A 15,628-nucleotide genomic window follows, 5' to 3' on the forward strand; every position below is an offset into this window, starting at 1 on the left:
TTGTCCTGCCCTGCGAAAACGTACGAAGGTACGGGGTACGAAGGTACGTTCCGGACCCTCCTGCAACGTGCCGTTCCGCCCGCGGGAGCGAATACATTCGCCGCTACAACGGCACGAAGTCCGCCTGCGCGGACTCGGCGGCCCGGGTGCGTGCAGTGTCCCACGCACCTGCGCGTCCGCAACCGGTGATCCCGCGGAAGCCCTTCGTACCTTCGTACCTTCGTACCTTCGTACCTTCGTACCTTCGTACCTTCGTACCGCCGTCGCGGCCGCTACTCCCTGACGATCTCGGTGCCCGCCGTACCCGCGACGGCTTCCCTCCCCTGCTCCAGCCGCGCGATGATGGCGCGGGTGCCGCCGCCGCGCACAAAGTCGGCCGCGGCTTCCACCTTGGGCGCCATGCTGCCGGTGCCCAGCTGCCCGGACGCCAGCAGCGCGTCGGCCTCCGCCAGCGTCAGCCGCTCGATGGCGCGCTGCGCGGGCGTGCCGAAGTCCGTGTAGACGCGGTCCACGTCCGTCAGGATCACCAGCACGTCGGCACCGATGTCGCGGCCCAGGATGGCGGCGGCGCGGTCCTTGTCGATGACGGCGTCGATCCCCTCCAGCCCCCACCGCTCGTGCTCGTAGACGGGGCATCCGCCGCCGCCCGCCGCCACGACCAGGTGGCCTTCGCGGACCAGGGAGCGGATCATCTCGCACTCCACGATGCGCGTGGGGCGCGGACTGGGGACCACGCGCCGCCAGCCGCCCTTGGTCTCCGCGATCGATCCGCCCAGCTCGGCCGCCAGCGAGCGCGCGGTTTCCTCGTCCATCGTGCGGCCGATCGGCTTGGTGGGCCGCTGCAGCTCGGGGTCGTCCGGATCCACCAGCACCTGGGTGACCATCGTCACCACCTGCCGCCGCACGCCGCCCCTGCGCAGGGCGTTCTGCAGCGACTGCTGGATCATGTACCCGATCCACCCCTCCGTCGACGCGACCAGCACGCCCAGCGGAAGCGGGGGAAGCAGATGCCGCGACTGCTCGTTGCGGATGAGCTCGTTCCCCACCTGCGGCCCGTTGCCGTGCACGATGGCGATCTGCCACCCCTCGCGCGCCAGCTCCACCACCGCGCCCAGCGACTCCCGCGTGTGCTTGAACTGCTGGGTGATGGTGCCTTCTTCACCCGGTTGCGCCAGGGCGTTGCCCCCCAGCGCGATCACGACGGTCTTGCTCTGCACAAACCCTCTGTTGCGGGCGACATTCTACGCGGGCCGCACAGGGGCGGCAAGCGCGTTCCGCGTCAACGACTTCGGGCGGCAAGGCGCTTCGAAAGCATCGAACGGCGCCCGCGGGGTGCCCCTCCCCCGGCCCCGCCCCCGGCCCCTCCCCGTTCGTTCCTTACGGAGAGGGGAGAACTTCAGGGGCGCTTCGAACAGCTTCGGACTGCACCGGCGGGGCGCCCCCTTGCTCGCTTAGGCTCGCACCTCCCCCAAAAACCCCTGGGGGAGGTGGACTTCGATCCCGCTTCGACTAGGTGCGTCGCACCTCCCTCCCCCGCGCAGGTTGCGGGGGAGGGCCGGGGAGGGGGGCGGCCCACCATCCCGCACCACCTTATCCGCCGAACCTCCGTCCCCCTGCCCCACCCCAACCTCCCCCGGCAGTTTCGGGGGAGGTGGGCCGGTGGTGCCGGCCCGGAGGGGGCCTGCGCGGAGTCATCCGAAGCACACCGCACACTGCCCCACTCCTTCCGCACTCACGCACTTCCCCAACTTTCCCCCCTCAGTGCCCGTCGCTGGCCCCGCCGATCCCCTCACCCCTCAGCCACCCCTCCATCAGCCCGCGGATCTCCGCCAGGCGCTCGGGCGTGCGCGCCTCGTAGCGCGCGACCAGCACCGGCTCGGTGTTCGACGCGCGGATCAGCCCCCAGCCGTCGCCAAAGAGCACGCGGGCGCCGTCCACGTCGATCACCTCGTGGTCCTCGCGAAAGTGCTCGGTGGCGCGGCCCACGATCTCGAACTTGGTCTCTTCCGTGGCCGGGTAGCGCAGCTCGGCGGTGGAGACGAACTGCGGGAACTCGGCCAGCCACTCGCTCAGCGGCCGCCCGCTGCGCGCCACGATGTCGATCAGCAGCATGGCGCCGTACAGCGCGTCGTCGAAGCCGTAGTAGTTGTCGCCGAACATGATGTGGCCGCTCAGCTCGCCGGCCAGCAGCGCGTGCTCCTCCTTCATCCGCTCCTTGATGAGCGAGTGGCCGGTGGCGTTCATGATCGGCACGCCGCCGTTGGCCTCGAGCACGTCCGTAAGCTGCTGCGAGCACTTTACGTCCAGCACCACCTTCTGCCCCGGCCCGTGCTTCTGGATCAGGTCCAGCCCGTAAAGAAGGAGCAGCGTGTCGCCCCGGACGATGCCGCCCTGGTCGTCGATGGCGCCGATGCGGTCGGCGTCGCCATCGAACGCCACGCCCAGATCCGCGCCGATCTCCTTTACCTTGGCGATGATGTCGACCAGGTTCTTGTCCACCACCGGGTCCGGGTGGTGGTTGGGGAAGGTTCCGTCGGACTCGCAGAAGATGGGCGTTACTTCCACGTTGGGCCCCAGCGCGCGAATCAGCTCCACCGCCACGATGCTGCCGGTGCCGTTGCCGCAGTCGACGACCACCTTGATGGGCCGGTTGATGTCGAATTTGCCGGCGAGGACCTTGATGTAGGTCTCCAGCACCTCGCGGTTCTCCACCGCGCCCTCACCGCTCTCGAAGTCCTGCTCCTGCATCATCCGGCGGATCTCCTGGATGGAGTCGCCGTAGATGGAGCGGCCGGCCAGCGTCATCTTGAACCCGTTGTACTGCGGCGGGTTGTGCGACCCGGTCACCTGCAGCCCGCCATCGAGCTTGAAGTGCGAGACGGCGAAGCTGTGCGCCGGCGTGGGGACGAGCCCCACGTCGACGACGCGCGCGCCGGCGGCCATCATTCCGCGGCGCACGCCGTCGGCCAGCTCGTCGCTGGTAAGGCGGTTGTCGCGCCCCAGCGCCAGCACGGGCGCGTCCTTCTTGAGCCGGCGGCGGGCCAGCGAGGCGTAGGCGCGGCCGATGCCCTCGGCCACCTCTGCCGTCACGTCGGGGCCCACCACGCCGCGGATGTCGTACTGCCGGAAGATGTGCGGATTCAGCATCGCTCGCTCGCGCCAGATCGTCGTCGGTTGACAGAAAAGAACGGGCGCCCCCCGCACCGCGCGGAAGGCGCCCGGGCCCTGCTACAATTAGCGGTCCAGCAGAACCGCCACGGCCTCGATCTCCACCGCCACGTCGCGCGGCAGACGGGCCACCTGCACCGTGCTGCGCGCCGGCTTGTGCTCGCCAAAGTGGCGCGCGTACACCTCGTTCATCCCCGCAAAGTCGTTCATGTCGCGCAGGAACACGGTGGTCTTGACCACGGTGGACAGGTCGGCGCCGGCCTGCCGCAGGATGGCGGCCACGTTCTGCATCACCTGCTCCGTCTGCGCGGCGATGTCGCCCTCCACCAGCTCCATGGTCTGGGGGTTGAACGGCACCTGGCCGGCGGTAAAGACAAAGCCGTTGGCCACGATGGCCTGGCTGTACGGGCCGATGGCGGCGGGGGCGTTCTGCGTGTGCACGGTCTGCATGGTCGGTCTCACCTGGCGAAAAGTACAGGACGTCGTCGTGGCCAGCATCACGGCGGCCGTCACGATGGTGGCGATGGCGGTGCGCTTCATCGCGGTTTCCGGGTTGCGTTGACGCTCTGTGCGCTCCGGACAGCTCCGCGGAGCGCCCCCTCCGGGCTCGTAAACCTCGCCCACCTCCCCCAAAAACCCCCCGGGGGAGGTTGGGTGTGGCCGACAGATCGGGATGCTTCGAACGGATTCGGCTGCGTCCGACGCGGTGCCCCTCCCCCCGCCCCACCCCGTTCGTTCCTCACGGAGAGGGGAGAACTTCGATGCCGCTTCGACAAGGTGCGTCGCACCTCCCTCCCCCGCGCAGTTTGCGGGGGAGGGCCGGGGAGGGGGGCGCCTGCCCCTCGCGCCACCCCAACCTAAGCGCTCCGAAACCCGTGCCGTGTATCCCCCCTCTCGCGCTGTTTGCGGGAGGGGGTGGCGCGCTCTCAGGCGCCGCCGGGGGAGGGCCCAACGGCGGGCCCCACCATCGCCCGCAGCTCGTCCGGCGTGACGGTGGCGACGCCGGGTTTGCCCACCTCGATCCCCGCGGCCAGGTTCGCCACCACCGCGGCCTCCTCCATCGTGGCGCCGGCGGCCAGCGCCACAGCGACGTAGGCGGTTACGGTGTCGCCGGCGCCGCTGACGTCGTAGACCTCGCGCGCCACGGTGGGGATGCGAAAGGCGGGGCCGTCCGCGCCCTTGAGCGCCATCCCGTTCTCCCCCAGCGTCAGCAGAAGATAGCTGGCGTCCACGCGGCGGCGCGCATCCTCCAGCCATCCGTCGTCGTCCGCGGCCAGCGGCTGGCCCAGCGCGGCGCTCAGCTCCGCGGCGTTGGGCTTAAAGACGGTTGCGCCCGCGAACTCGAAGAAGTTGCGGAACTTGGGATCCACCACGCTGGGGATGCCGGCCTCCCGCGCCGCGTCGATGGCGGCGCGGATCACGGCTGGCACCAGCACGCCCTTGTTGTAGTCCTCCAGCACCAGCGCGTCCGACGCCGCAACCGCCGCGCGCACCGCCTCCACCAGCTCCGCCGCGCACGCCGCGGCCACGTCGTCGTCGCGCTCGCGGTCAAAGCGCACCACCTGCTGGTGGCGGGCCACCACGCGCGTCTTGGTCGTCGTGGGCCGGCCGGCATCCTCCACCAGCCGCGCGTGCACCGAGCCGCCGTCCAGCTTCGCCAGTGCGTCGCGGATCTGCGCGCCGGCGGCATCTGCCCCCACGCACCCCACCAGCTCGCAGTCGGCGCCAAGGGCGACCACGTTGGCGGCCACGTTGGCGGCGCCGCCCAGCGCGACCCGCTCCTCCGCGACCGCCACCACGGGCACCGGCGCCTCGGGCGAGATGCGCGATACGGCGCCCACCAGGTAGACGTCCAGCATCAGGTCGCCCACCACCGCCACGCGCAGCCCCCTGCACCGCTCCAGAATCTCGTCCAGCCGCGCGCGTGTCAGACGCTCCATCCGTGTCGTGCCCCTTGCCGGGAAAAAGAGGCGGGCAATCTAGACGGGGCGGCGGGGCGTGTCAAAGAACAGCAGGGAAAACGGCAGGGAATAAGGAATAGGGAATAGCGGGAAGACGGCTGAAGCTCGGCCGGGGATCAACGGGGCGGGAGCGCGGGCGGGGAGTACGGAGCCTGGAGCGCTGCCAGGCGATGGTCGGCCAGGGCAAGCTCCACGCTGGCGGCCAGCTCGCGCGCGGCCAGGCGGTCGCCGCGGGCAACGTACAGCACCGCCTCGTTTCCGCGCGTGTGCGGCACGTCCCGCAGCGTCCGCAGGCTGCGCGTACGCAGGATCAGCACGCCGCGAAGCGGAAACCGGCGGCGAAACTCCAGCGACTGGATGTCGAACCACGGAATGACGGCCGTGCGGATGTCGTCCAGCAGCTCTGACTGGCCGTAGAGGTGCCGGGCCCGGGTGAACTCCAGCACCACCCCCTCCCCCTCGGTGCGCAACACGCCACGGACCTGGACGTACCCAGCCTCGTTGACGTTGCGAGACGTGTTCGTATACGGGATGGTGAGCAATTCCATGGATGTGCCGGCAAAGAACGTTGAACGGTGGGATTTTTCAGGACGGCGGGAGCGCGGGCGGGGAGTACGGGGCTTCCAGGGCGGCCAGGCGGCGGTCGGCGAGCACCATCTCCACCGTCGCGGCAAGGTCACGGGCGTCCAGGCGTTCGGCACGGGGGATGGACAGCCGGATTTCGCTGCCGCGCGCGGTGGGAAGGCCGTCCAGCGCGCGCAGGCTGCGCGTGCGCAGGAACAGCGATCCACCCCACCCCAGGAGCCGCGGCTGGTAGGTGATCGACTGCAGGTCCGTCCACGGAATGCTATTCGTGCGGATGCCGGTCTCCACCGTCGGTTTTACGCCCCAGTAGTTCTCCGTCGCGCTGAACTCCAGCACCAGGCCGTCCGCCTCCGTGCGCAGCACGCCGTGAACGGTGATCGACCCCTCGTACGACGGGGTCCAGCCACGATTCGTGAACCGTACGGAGAGTGCTTCCATCACGCGGGCAGAACGGAGTAGGGAGAGATCGGCGAGCGTGTGCAAGGTAAGCGGATCGGCATCGCCGCCGATAGGCCGGAGGATTCCCGGTTGCGCCGCCGCGGCCATGCGTGTTACCCATCCACCGAACCCGCATTCCCCTCTGCCGCCGCCGCCGATGAGCACCACCGCCAGGCCGTTCGTCCCCCTCGCCTTTCAGCATCTTCCGGAAGACGAGATGCTGCGGCGCGCCCAGCGGTTCTACGCGGAGATGGAGCGGCGGCGGACGACGCGGCACTTCTCCGATACGCCGGTGCCGCGCGAGTTGATCGAGCACGCCATCCGCACCGCGGGGACGGCGCCGTCCGGCGCGCACCAGCAGCCGTGGACGTTCGTCGTCATCAGCGATCCGCGCATCAAGCGGCTGATGCGCGAGGCGGCCGAAGAGGAGGAGCGGGTGAACTACGACGGGCGGATGCCGCCGGAGTGGCTGGAGGCGCTGGCGCCGCTCGGAACGGACGCGGTCAAGGAGCACATCACCACGGCGCCGTACGTGGTGATTCTCTTCCGGCAGGTGTACGGCCTGCGTCCGGACGGCAGCCGCCGCACGCACTACTACACCACGGAAAGCTGCGGCATCGCGGCGGGGCTGTTCATCGCCGCCATCCACCAGATGGGGCTGGCGACGCTCACCCATACGCCCTCGCCGATGGGCTTCCTTACGAAGCTGCTGCAGCGTCCCGAGAACGAAAAGCCGTTCTTGCTGATGCCCGTCGGCTACCCCGCCCCCGACGCGCGCGTCCCCGACCTGCAACGCAAACCACTGGACGAGATCTCCATCTGGTTCGATGGCGGTGGCGACGGGTAGATCGCCCCAGGAAGTGTGGATTACCTGAGCCCACAGTATCTCTGCCACCACACCTGCTCCGAAGGGGCCCCACTGTCATCCTGAGGGAGCGCACCCCGTAATTCTCATCACCACAAACGCTTGCGCGCGACCGAAGGATCTCTGTCGGGTTGCTAGAGACCCAGCCCTCAGGAGCCGTTCAAGTCCCTCAGCCAGGCAGACAGGTCCTTCAGTCGGCGCGCATGGATCCAGCCAGCCGAGGGTGTAGCGCGGCGCCTCCTTCAAAAAGTCAACGACAGGACGCCGAGATGGAAAAAGGGCGGGCACCTTGCGCAGGTGCCCGCCCTTTCTCGTTGATCCGCGTCCTGGCTACGAGTCTTTCCAGCCGCCGCCAGCGGGGCGGCCCTTGTCGCGCTTGCCGATCTTGCCGATCTCGATGTGGGCCTGGGTAAGGTCGCCCACGGCGTCGGCCATGTCTTCGGTGACCTCGATCACCGCGCGCACGCCGTCGCCATAGACCTGGCCCACGTAGCAGTCGCCGGCCTTGAACAGCACGCGCTGTGCTTCTTCCAGCCGCTGGATGGCGTCCCAGACCATCTCGGCGGCGCGTTCCAGGTGAATCTGCGCGTCGTGTTCCTGGTCAGCCATGCGGGAGCGTGCAAGCGAGGGCGAGAAAGGGCGCCGGGCGCGGCGGAGCGAGGGAGTATATCAGTTTCCCTCGCGGCCGCGATACCCCGTCGCTTCCCCACACCCGGCAAACCACGGCGGACAGCGGAGAAATCGAGCGTGGTTCGCGAAGATTACGTACGGGAGCGGCTCCCCGTTCCCATCATGATCATACCGAATCCGGGAAAACAACATCGGAAGGTACAGAGGGACCGAGAATAGCCAGAGGAACAGAGGTGATCCGCATTCCTCCTCTGTTCCTCTGGCTGTTCTCTGTTCCTCTGTACCCTGACCTCTGTTTGCCGTACAGCTGAGCTGAAGGATCGGCAGTTACACCAAAGTCAGAACGTCCACTGCCCCGCGATGGCCACGGCGCGGTAGCGGTAGTCCGCGCCGGCGCCGGGGGCGATCTGGTTCAGCCCCGTGTTGGCAAAGGTGCCGGTGAGCACGATGCGCCGGCCCGGCGACAGCATGTACGCCACGCTTCCCTGCCCACGGAACGAGCCGGCGGGCTCGCCGTCGCTGCGCACCTGCTGCATCCCGGGCGCGAGTTCCGCGTCCAGGCTCCAGTGCCGCCACTCGCGCAGCCAGCGCGCCGTCACCTCCGCCAGGCCGTAGAAGTCGGGATCGAAGTAGCCGTCGTTCAGGTCGCGGTCAAAGCCGAAGAAGCGGGCCCCCACGCCCAGCGTAATGGGCCGGCTGATGCGGCGCGCCACGTTAAGCGTGCCGTTCACGCGGCGGTTCTCCTCGCCCGACACGCGGCCGGTGAACAGCGCCGTCCCCCCGGTTCCGCCCACTGTCCACCCGCGCGCCGGAATCCAGTTGGCCGAGGCGGCAAACTCGTCCAGGTACACCTCGCGGTCGATGAGCAGCGTGGTGTAGTCCAGCGCGTAGTGCGCGTACGACACGCTCGCCCGCACCGGGTACCGTCCGGGCGAGGAGAGCCCCGCGCGCCAGGTGGGGATGGCCTCGGCGCCGTCCACGTCGGGGACGCTGGCGCCCAGGGTGCCGCTGAGTGCCCAGCCGGGCTCCAGCAGCGTCCACAGCGTCAACGCGCCGCCGCTGGACGCGCTCTCGCTGTCCGTGCCGCCCTCGGGGGCGTAGCCGGCGATGCGGTGGTACAGGTCCATCCGCACGTCCACGCTGGGCAGCGGGCGCACGCCGGCGCTGGCCGAGGTGGTGTGGATGTCGCTGCCGTCGGAATCCCACTCGTTCACGTAGCTGGCGCTGGTGCGCGGGGCCACCGCCATGCGCGCCCAGCGCAGCGCCTCGCGCGCGTCCTTGTCCGTGGGGGTGATGGCGAGCGCGCGGCGCGCGGCCTCCAGCGCCGCCGCGTCGCGCCCCTGCCAGCGCAGCGTCTGCGAAAGGCCCACCCACGCCGCCGCGTCGTTGGGGTTCTGCGCGATCACGGCGCGCCAGCGGCGCTCGGCGGGCACCAGCCGCCCGCCCCACCCCGCCGCCCGCGCCAGCCCCCGCTGCGCCTCGGCGTTGGTGGGCTCCAGCTCCAGCACCCGCGCGTACACCGCCTCCGCCGAATCCAGCTCCGACGCCCAGGCCAGCACCGTCCCCAGCCCCACCAGCGCCTCCACGTCGCGCGGGTTCTCGCGCAGCAGGCTGTCGTACGCCGCCACCGCCGCGTCAAAGCGCGACGCCCACGACAGCACGCGCGCCCGGCTAAGCCCGATGCTGCGGTCGTCGGGCGTGATCTCCTGCAGGCGGCCGTAGGTGGCCAGCGACTCGTCGTAGTTGCCGGCCCAGGACTCGAACTGCGCCCGCGCCTGCAGCGCGGGCAGAAAGCCGGGGTCCTCCGCCAGCAGCGGGTCCAGCGCCGCCGACGCCGCCACCGGGTCGCCGCGCCACGCCAGCACCCGCGCCCGGTCCACCCGCGCCTCACGGTTCTTCGGATCCGCCGCCAGCGCCCGGTCGAACAGCGCCAGCGCCTCGTCGTAGCGCTCGGCCCAGGCGCGGATCAGCCCCAGGCGGTGCAGCGCCGTGGCGTCGGCCTGGTTGGCCGCCAGGCGCGCCTCGTACAGCCTTTCCGCGGCGGGGATGTCGCCCGCGGCCCAAGCGCGGTCGGCCTCGTCCTGCGCCGCCGCGGGGAGGGCGGCGAACAGGAGGAGGATGGAGATCACCAGCGCCCGGATCATCGGTTTCCTCCGCGCAGGACGGCGGGCTGTACAGTGCGATACACTTCGCGCATGGCGTCGTAGACGGGGCGCACGCGCTCGCGCCAGCGCGGCTGCTCCCACGTGTCCCAGGTAAAGAACGCGACGTCGGCTTCCCTGCCGGACGCGGGCCACTGGCGCCACGCCGGCCCCGTGCGCGCCGCCGCCAGGATGCGGATGCCGTCCACCGTCACCGTCCCGAACTGCTGGGGGATGGCGCCGTCGGGGTCCTGCAGCACGCGGCGCTGGCTGGGATCGGTAACGTTGAGCAGCATCCAGGGGATGCGGATCTCCATCACCCCCGCGTCGTCCAGCCGCTCCCACAGGCCGTCGGGCGGGCCGCCGCCGCGCAGGATGCCGCGGTCGTAGCCCAACCCCGGAAATTCCGTGCGGTCGCGCGCAAAGCGGCGGTTGTTGGTGACCACGCGCAGCGAATCGTAGACGCCGTCCTCGTTGGCCTGGCTGCGGTACGGCCGGTTGAAGCGCCGCTGAAAGCGCCCCTCGAAGTATCCCGGAAGCGGATCGGCGATCGGCGGCGCCGCGGAAGGCCGGCCCGGGATGGACTGGTTCTCGTCCGTCCGGAGCGGGTTGGACGAAGGGTCCGCCATCAGCCGCACCTCGTCCCCGTCCACGCGCAGCGCGAACTCCAGCCCCACGGGGAGGCGGTTGCCCACGCGCCCCGGCCAGCGGAAGTCGCCCGCCTGCGGCTTCACGACGTCGAAGCCCAGCATCAGCTCCTCCGGCAGCCGGCCGCCCGATCCTTCAAAGAAGAGCCAGAGGTACGACTCGTCCGCCGCGGCGCGCAGCGTCCCCTGCGGCGTGCGGTACAGCGCCGGCCTGGCCCGCCACGACCCGATGCGGTCGCGCAGCGTGGCGCCGGCCACCACCTCGCCCGGATCCATCGCCAGCATCCCGTAGTGCTGCTCCGCGTCCAGGCGGTTGTGCCACAGGCGGGTGCGCTCCAGCGGGATCTCGAAGTCCATGACGATCCAGTTCTTCTTGAACCACTCGTCGATCCAGGCAAAGATGACCCCGCCCGCCATCCCGGCCTCGGCGATCTCGCGCGTCATGCGGGCGTTGATCGCCGCCATCCGCGGCTCGGTGTGGCCGCCGTGGTGCCACCCCTGCGGCTGCAGGTGCGCGCTGCCGATGCTGGCCGGCACCCCGTACTCGCTGATCACCACCGGCATGTGGTCGTGGTGCCGCTTGAGCTCCACCAGGTAGCCGAAGTAGTTGGACGGCCCCTCCGACGACGCGGCCCGGTTGTAGCCCGGGTCCAGCACCATGAAGTCCGGGTAGTACGGATACGCGTGATACGAGGCAAAGTAGCCGGCCGGGAACGCGTCCGTGGGCGTGACCAGGTTGGCGTCCAGCCCCGCGTCGTCGTTGTCCTCGGCCGCGGGCTGCGCGGGCACCTGCTCGCCCAGCGACCGGCGGATCTCCGACTCCTCCGCCACGGTGGATTCGGTGGGATGCCTCAGCGGGTCCAGCGTGGGCCAGTTGGTGTAGGCGACGGGCCGCTGGGCGCGGTAGGTGTCCGTTTCGTACGCCACGATGTGCTCGCTGGCCTTGCCCAGCCACGCATCCATCGGCGTGCCGCCCCGCACCGTAAGGAAGCGGCCGCGAAACCCCTGCAGCTCCGGGTGCAGCCGGTTGAAGGTGACCACCGAGTACGATTCCCACTCGCGCCCGACGATGTACGCCAGCACCCACGGCGACACGTTGGCCGTATAGGCGCCGCCCGCGTGCCCCGCGCCCTCGGGGATGTCGGCGCGGCCGTGCAGAAGGTCCACCACGCGCCGCATGTCGGCGAAGAACTCGCCCTCCCACTGCGGGTTGGCGAAATCGTTCTCCGGCGGCAGCTCCGCCCACACGCCGTGGATGATCCACAGCGGCGCGTCGGGATGGCGGCGGTTCCAGTCGTACAGGGCGCCGTAGAAGTGGGGCGGATGGATGGTGTAGACGCGGATGGTGTTGGTCCCCATCCCCGCCATCTGCTCGATCCAGCGGACGTACGTGGCCGAATCGGGAAACTGGCTGGGGTGCTTGCCGGGGAGCGCGGCGCCCAGGTTCACGCCCTTGATGTAGAACGGCTCCCACCCCCGCGCCGTGCGCACCTCGAAACGGTCGCGGACCGTCCGCGCGGGATACGCCAGCTCGCTGGGCAGCACCAGCGGCGGGCGGTCGGGCCGCGCCGGCGGCGCAGCCCCCAGGCGGGCGAGGAAGTCGCGCGCCTCGGCGTTGGCCGGGTCGATCGCCTGCGCGCGGGTGAACGCGGAGCGGGCCGCCTCGCGGTCCTGCGCCCGCCACGCGGCGATGCCCAGCCCTACCAGCGCGTCCACGTTGCGCGGCGCGTCCGCCACCACGGCGTCGAACAGGCCGCGGGCCTCGGCGGTGCGGTCCTGGCGCAGCGCAACGTAGCCCAGGCCGGTGCGGGCGCCCTCGTGGCGCGGGCAGGCGCGCAGGGCGGCCTCGAAGGCGGTGCGCGCGGCGGCCATGTCGCCGGCGCGGTACGCCGTCCAGCCGCGGTCCGCCGCGGGATTCCCGGCGGCCGGGCACTCCTGCGCCCCGGACGGCGCCGCCTCCGCGCCTCGCGGGTCCATCGTCGCGGCCATCAGCGCGCCGCCGAGCACAAAGGCGAGCGTCGCGAGCTTCGTCCTGCGGTTCATCCCCATCCCTTGCATTCCCATTCCCTTCACGTTCACGCGTACTTCCACTGGCATCACGCTGCGTCCGATTGCGTCCCGGTTCGAAGCTCGGCGAAGAGCATCCAGCTGCGTCCGCCGGCGCCCCCTCCGGGCTCGTAAACCTCGCCCACCTCCCCCAAAAAACCCTGGGGGAGGTTGGGGTGAGGCGGAGACCTCGGCGCTGCGAAAGCATTACGCTGGCGCCCGCCGGGGTGCCCCTCCCCCGGCCCCTCCCCGTTCGTTCCTCACGGAGAGGGGAGAACTTCAGTGAGCGACGACCGGCATCGAACTTCGTCCGCGGGCGCCCCCCCCTCTCCCGGCCTCTCCCCCCCGAACTGCAGGGGGGAGAGGAGAACTTCGATCCCGTTTCCAAAAGGTGCGTCGCACCGCCCTCCCCCGCGCAGTTTGCGGGGGAGGGGGGCGGCCCACCATCCCGCACCACCCTCTCCGAAGACACCCCAGCCCCTGCCCCACACCCCAACCTCCCCCAGTCTTTTTTGGGGGAGGTGGGCGGGTGGTGCCCGCCCGGAGGGGGCGCCCGCCTCGAACCCTCCGAATCGCTACCGCCCCTTCCCCACCGCCTCGCCCGAGCCCGCGGCGGGCTGCACGGTAAAGCCCTTCCGCTCCATGGCGCCCCAGCTCTTGCTGCCGCGCAGGTACTTCCAGATCCCCTGCAGCCGCCAGATCACCGTGAGCTGGCGGTATCCCAGGTTTTCCACGAACGCCCACAGCACCAGGATCAGCCGGTCGCGAAAGCTGTCGTAGCGGTGGAACGACGCTTCTTCCATCACCAGCGTCATCACCGTGAGCACCGAGCCCAGGCCGTACGCCATGAGGAAGAACAGGATGGCGAAGGGGATGTCGATGGCGCCGATCATCATCCCCAGCACCAGTCCCAGCAGCCCCACGATCTCCACCACCGGCGCCAGCAGCTCCACGATCACGAAGTAGGGGAACACGACCATCCCCATGGCCCCGTAGCGCGGGTTGAACATCACCTTCTTGTGGCGCCACAGCACGTCGGCCAGGCCGCGGTGCCAGCGATCACGCTGGCGGCCCAGCACGCGCGCGGTCTCGGGCGCCTCCGTCCACGCCACGGGGTCGGGAACGAAGGCGATCACGTGCGGACCCTTCTGCTCGTAGCCCAGGCGCCGCAGCCGCAGCGCCAGCTCCATGTCTTCGCCCACCGTGGAGTGCTCGTAGCCGCCCGCCGCAAGCATGGACGCGCGGCGAAAGAGGCCGAATGCGCCGGAGATGATCAGGTTGCCGCCCATCCGGTTCCACCCCAGCCGGCCGAACAGGAACGCGCGCAGGTATTCCACCACCTGGCACCCCGGCAGCAGCTGGCGCGGTGCGCGCGCCCGCTTCACCTTGCCGTTCTCCACGATGGAGCCGTTGGCGATGCGGATGGTGCCGCCGGCCGCCACCACGTCGTCGCGCTCCAGGAACGGGCGCACCATGCGCTGCAGCGAGTCCGGCTCGATCAGCGTGTCGGCGTCGATGGCGCACACCAGCTCGCCCGTGGCGAAGTTGAGCCCCGCGTTCAGCGCATCGGCCTTGCCCCCGTTGGCCTTGTCGATGACGACCAGGTTGGGGTACAGGCGCGAGCGGTACAGGCCCACCACGTCCTTGGACGGGATGCGCTTCTGGTAGATGGGGTGGATCGGCGACAGGTCGAAGGTTTCCACCAGGACGCGCATGGTCTCGTCCTTGGACCCGTCGTTGACGACCACCACCTCGAGGTTGGGATAGAACAGCGCCAGCAGCGCCCGCACGCTCTCGGCGATGGTGGCGGCTTCGTTGTACGCGGGGGCCAGCATGCTGATGCTGGGCGCCACGCGCGAGCCCATCAGCCGCCAGCGGGCGCGGCCGCGGGCCAGCATCACGTACTCGCGCATCTCGATCCCCGCGCTCATCAGCAGCAGGGCGTACCAGCCGTTCACCACCAGAAAGTAGACGAGGATCGCCCACTCCAGGCGCACCAGGATGAGCGACGCGATCTCCACGGTGCTCACGTCCACCGCTCCCGTTCGGCGGACGTGTCGGGAAGGTCCAGCACCTGCCGCGCAATGTCGGCGGCAAAGGCGTCCTCGTCCGACAGGCCCTTGCGCAGGTACAGCAGCCCGGGGCTTCCCAGCGCCCGCAGCGCCAGCGCGCTCTGGCTGCGGACGATCCAGGCACGGTCGCGCAGCAGCGGCGCGATGACGGTGGCGGAGGGCCAGTGCCCCAGCCGCCCCAGCGCGGCGGCGGCGGCGGCGCGCACCTCGGCGTCGTCGTCGGCCACCAGCGTCTGCAGCACGCCCACGGCCTCTTCGCTCCCCACGGCGCCGGCCAGGGCGGCGGCGCGGGCGCGCACGTGCGGCAGCGGGTCGCGGCACAGGCGCAGCGCGGCGGGGGCAAAGCGCACGTCGGGGATGCCGGCGGCCACGTCCAGCGCGGGCTCGGCGTTGCGGCCGTTGTGCTTTTCCAGGTAGCGCGCCAGCGGCGGCACCACCTCCACCCCCACCCGCAGCAGCGAGTCGCGCACCACGAAGCTGCCGTAGCGGTCGGTGCGCGGCAGCAGCCGCACCAGCCGCTCGATCAGCTCGGGGGTGGGGTGCGAACCCGCCCACTCCACCGCTTCGGCGCGGACGGCGGGGTCGGGATCGTCCAGCAGCGCGGGGACCACGTGCGCGCCGCCGCCCACCGCGGCCAGCAGGCGCACGCCGTGCAGCCGGTCGCGCCAGTCGCGCGCCGCCGCCATCCGCTCCGCCACGGGCACCAGCCCGATCTGCTGCGCCAGCCGGGCCAGGTGGTCGCGGCTCTGCCCGGTGATGCTGGGTACGATCTCGGTGAACAACCGCACCTGCAGCCGCACGGGAAGGCCGCGCAGCAGCTGCTCGTCGGCCTTGGTGGGCCGGCCGGTGCGCACCACGTCCAGAATCGCCATCCGCCCACGCTCCAGCGGCACCCGCCACCGCTCTTCACGGCGCGCCGCGGTCCACGCGTGGCCAAACAGGATCAGCAGCGAAAGAAACAGGATCACCCCTTCGCCGATCAGCGCGGCCTCCACCACGTCGCGGGGTGTCATGCGTGGGCCGCCTTTACCAGAATGGTCTCACGCAGAGTTACCAGAGTTAGCAGAGTTGTTTC

General features: G+C 70.6%; 12 protein-coding genes. 1 reads left to right on the forward strand and 11 read right to left on the reverse strand.

Features of this window, described 5'->3' with window-relative positions:
* Positions 1-272 precede the first annotated feature (272 nt).
* The 6 genes from arcC to ACOJUJ_RS16835 all read right to left on the reverse strand — a co-directional run bounded on the left by arcC (position 273) and on the right by ACOJUJ_RS16835 (position 6,152).
* Positions 273-1,217, reverse strand: coding sequence for a carbamate kinase (gene arcC / locus ACOJUJ_RS16810; protein WP_420128057.1), 945 nt, complete (start codon positions 1,215-1,217; stop codon positions 273-275).
* Positions 1,218-1,758: 541 nt separating this feature from the next.
* Positions 1,759-3,147 (reverse strand): phosphomannomutase/phosphoglucomutase, encoded by a 1,389-nt coding sequence (locus tag ACOJUJ_RS16815; protein ID WP_420128058.1) that lies wholly within the window; start codon positions 3,145-3,147, stop codon positions 1,759-1,761.
* 87 nt (positions 3,148-3,234) lie between these two features.
* A complete protein-coding gene (locus ACOJUJ_RS16820) occupies positions 3,235-3,618 on the reverse strand; it encodes a RidA family protein (RefSeq protein ID WP_420128076.1) in 384 nt (127 codons plus the stop codon).
* 476 nt (positions 3,619-4,094) lie between these two features.
* A complete protein-coding gene (locus ACOJUJ_RS16825) occupies positions 4,095-5,108 on the reverse strand; it encodes a bifunctional heptose 7-phosphate kinase/heptose 1-phosphate adenyltransferase (protein ID WP_420128059.1) in 1,014 nt (337 codons plus the stop codon).
* 137 nt (positions 5,109-5,245) lie between these two features.
* Positions 5,246-5,677: a hypothetical protein gene (locus ACOJUJ_RS16830; protein ID WP_420128060.1), complete on the reverse strand. Its 432-nt coding sequence runs from the start codon at positions 5,675-5,677 to the stop codon at positions 5,246-5,248.
* A gap of 37 nt (positions 5,678-5,714) precedes the next feature.
* On the reverse strand, positions 5,715-6,152 hold the full coding sequence (locus ACOJUJ_RS16835) for a hypothetical protein (protein WP_420128061.1): 438 nt from the start codon (positions 6,150-6,152) through the stop codon (positions 5,715-5,717).
* Positions 6,153-6,309: 157 nt separating this feature from the next.
* Here ACOJUJ_RS16835 and ACOJUJ_RS16840 point away from each other — a divergent pair, with 157 nt between their 5' ends.
* The gene (locus tag ACOJUJ_RS16840) at positions 6,310-6,999 is read left to right on the forward strand and encodes a nitroreductase family protein (protein WP_420128062.1); all 690 of its coding nucleotides are present in this window, start codon (positions 6,310-6,312) and stop codon (positions 6,997-6,999) included.
* A 348-nt stretch (positions 7,000-7,347) separates the two neighbouring features.
* Here ACOJUJ_RS16840 and ACOJUJ_RS16845 read toward each other — a convergent pair whose 3' ends face one another.
* The 5 genes from ACOJUJ_RS16845 to ACOJUJ_RS16865 form a co-directional block, all read right to left on the reverse strand.
* Positions 7,348-7,626: a hypothetical protein gene (locus ACOJUJ_RS16845; RefSeq protein WP_420128063.1), complete on the reverse strand. Its 279-nt coding sequence runs from the start codon at positions 7,624-7,626 to the stop codon at positions 7,348-7,350.
* A gap of 359 nt (positions 7,627-7,985) precedes the next feature.
* Positions 7,986-9,791 carry a tetratricopeptide repeat protein gene (locus tag ACOJUJ_RS16850; protein WP_420128064.1) on the reverse strand — a complete coding sequence of 602 codons (1,806 nt, stop codon included), beginning with the start codon at positions 9,789-9,791 and terminating at the stop codon, positions 7,986-7,988.
* Positions 9,788-12,478, reverse strand: coding sequence for a tetratricopeptide repeat protein (locus ACOJUJ_RS16855; RefSeq protein ID WP_420128065.1), 2,691 nt, complete (start codon positions 12,476-12,478; stop codon positions 9,788-9,790). The genes ACOJUJ_RS16850 and ACOJUJ_RS16855 overlap by 4 nt, the downstream gene beginning before the upstream one ends.
* Positions 12,479-13,056: 578 nt before the next feature.
* A complete protein-coding gene (locus ACOJUJ_RS16860; protein ID WP_420128066.1) occupies positions 13,057-14,511 on the reverse strand; it encodes a glycosyltransferase in 1,455 nt (484 codons plus the stop codon).
* The gene (locus ACOJUJ_RS16865; protein ID WP_420128067.1) at positions 14,508-15,566 is read right to left on the reverse strand and encodes a HEAT repeat domain-containing protein; all 1,059 of its coding nucleotides are present in this window, start codon (positions 15,564-15,566) and stop codon (positions 14,508-14,510) included. The genes ACOJUJ_RS16860 and ACOJUJ_RS16865 overlap by 4 nt, the downstream gene beginning before the upstream one ends.
* Positions 15,567-15,628: the final 62 nt, after the last annotated feature.

The organism is Longimicrobium sp., from assembly GCF_048594345.1.
In the GTDB taxonomy this organism is placed as follows: domain Bacteria; phylum Gemmatimonadota; class Gemmatimonadetes; order Longimicrobiales; family Longimicrobiaceae; genus Longimicrobium.

What these genes read in the sequence shown, in the direction of transcription:
- ACOJUJ_RS16845 (WP_420128063.1), bottom strand. Translation starts at nt 7,626, where the DNA reads ATGGCTGACCAGGAACACGACGCGCAGATTCACCTGGAACGCGCCGCC.
- ACOJUJ_RS16865 (WP_420128067.1), bottom strand. Translation starts at nt 15,566, where the DNA reads ATGACACCCCGCGACGTGGTGGAGGCCGCGCTGATCGGCGAAGGGGTG.
- ACOJUJ_RS16820 (WP_420128076.1), bottom strand. Translation starts at nt 3,618, where the DNA reads ATGCAGACCGTGCACACGCAGAACGCCCCCGCCGCCATCGGCCCGTAC.
- ACOJUJ_RS16835 (WP_420128061.1), bottom strand. Translation starts at nt 6,152, where the DNA reads ATGGAAGCACTCTCCGTACGGTTCACGAATCGTGGCTGGACCCCGTCG.
- ACOJUJ_RS16815 (WP_420128058.1), bottom strand. Translation starts at nt 3,147, where the DNA reads ATGCTGAATCCGCACATCTTCCGGCAGTACGACATCCGCGGCGTGGTG.
- ACOJUJ_RS16830 (WP_420128060.1), bottom strand. Translation starts at nt 5,677, where the DNA reads ATGGAATTGCTCACCATCCCGTATACGAACACGTCTCGCAACGTCAAC.
- ACOJUJ_RS16855 (WP_420128065.1), bottom strand. Translation starts at nt 12,478, where the DNA reads ATGAACCGCAGGACGAAGCTCGCGACGCTCGCCTTTGTGCTCGGCGGC.
- ACOJUJ_RS16850 (WP_420128064.1), bottom strand. Translation starts at nt 9,791, where the DNA reads ATGATCCGGGCGCTGGTGATCTCCATCCTCCTCCTGTTCGCCGCCCTC.
- ACOJUJ_RS16840 (WP_420128062.1), top strand. Translation starts at nt 6,310, where the DNA reads ATGAGCACCACCGCCAGGCCGTTCGTCCCCCTCGCCTTTCAGCATCTT.
- ACOJUJ_RS16825 (WP_420128059.1), bottom strand. Translation starts at nt 5,108, where the DNA reads ATGGAGCGTCTGACACGCGCGCGGCTGGACGAGATTCTGGAGCGGTGC.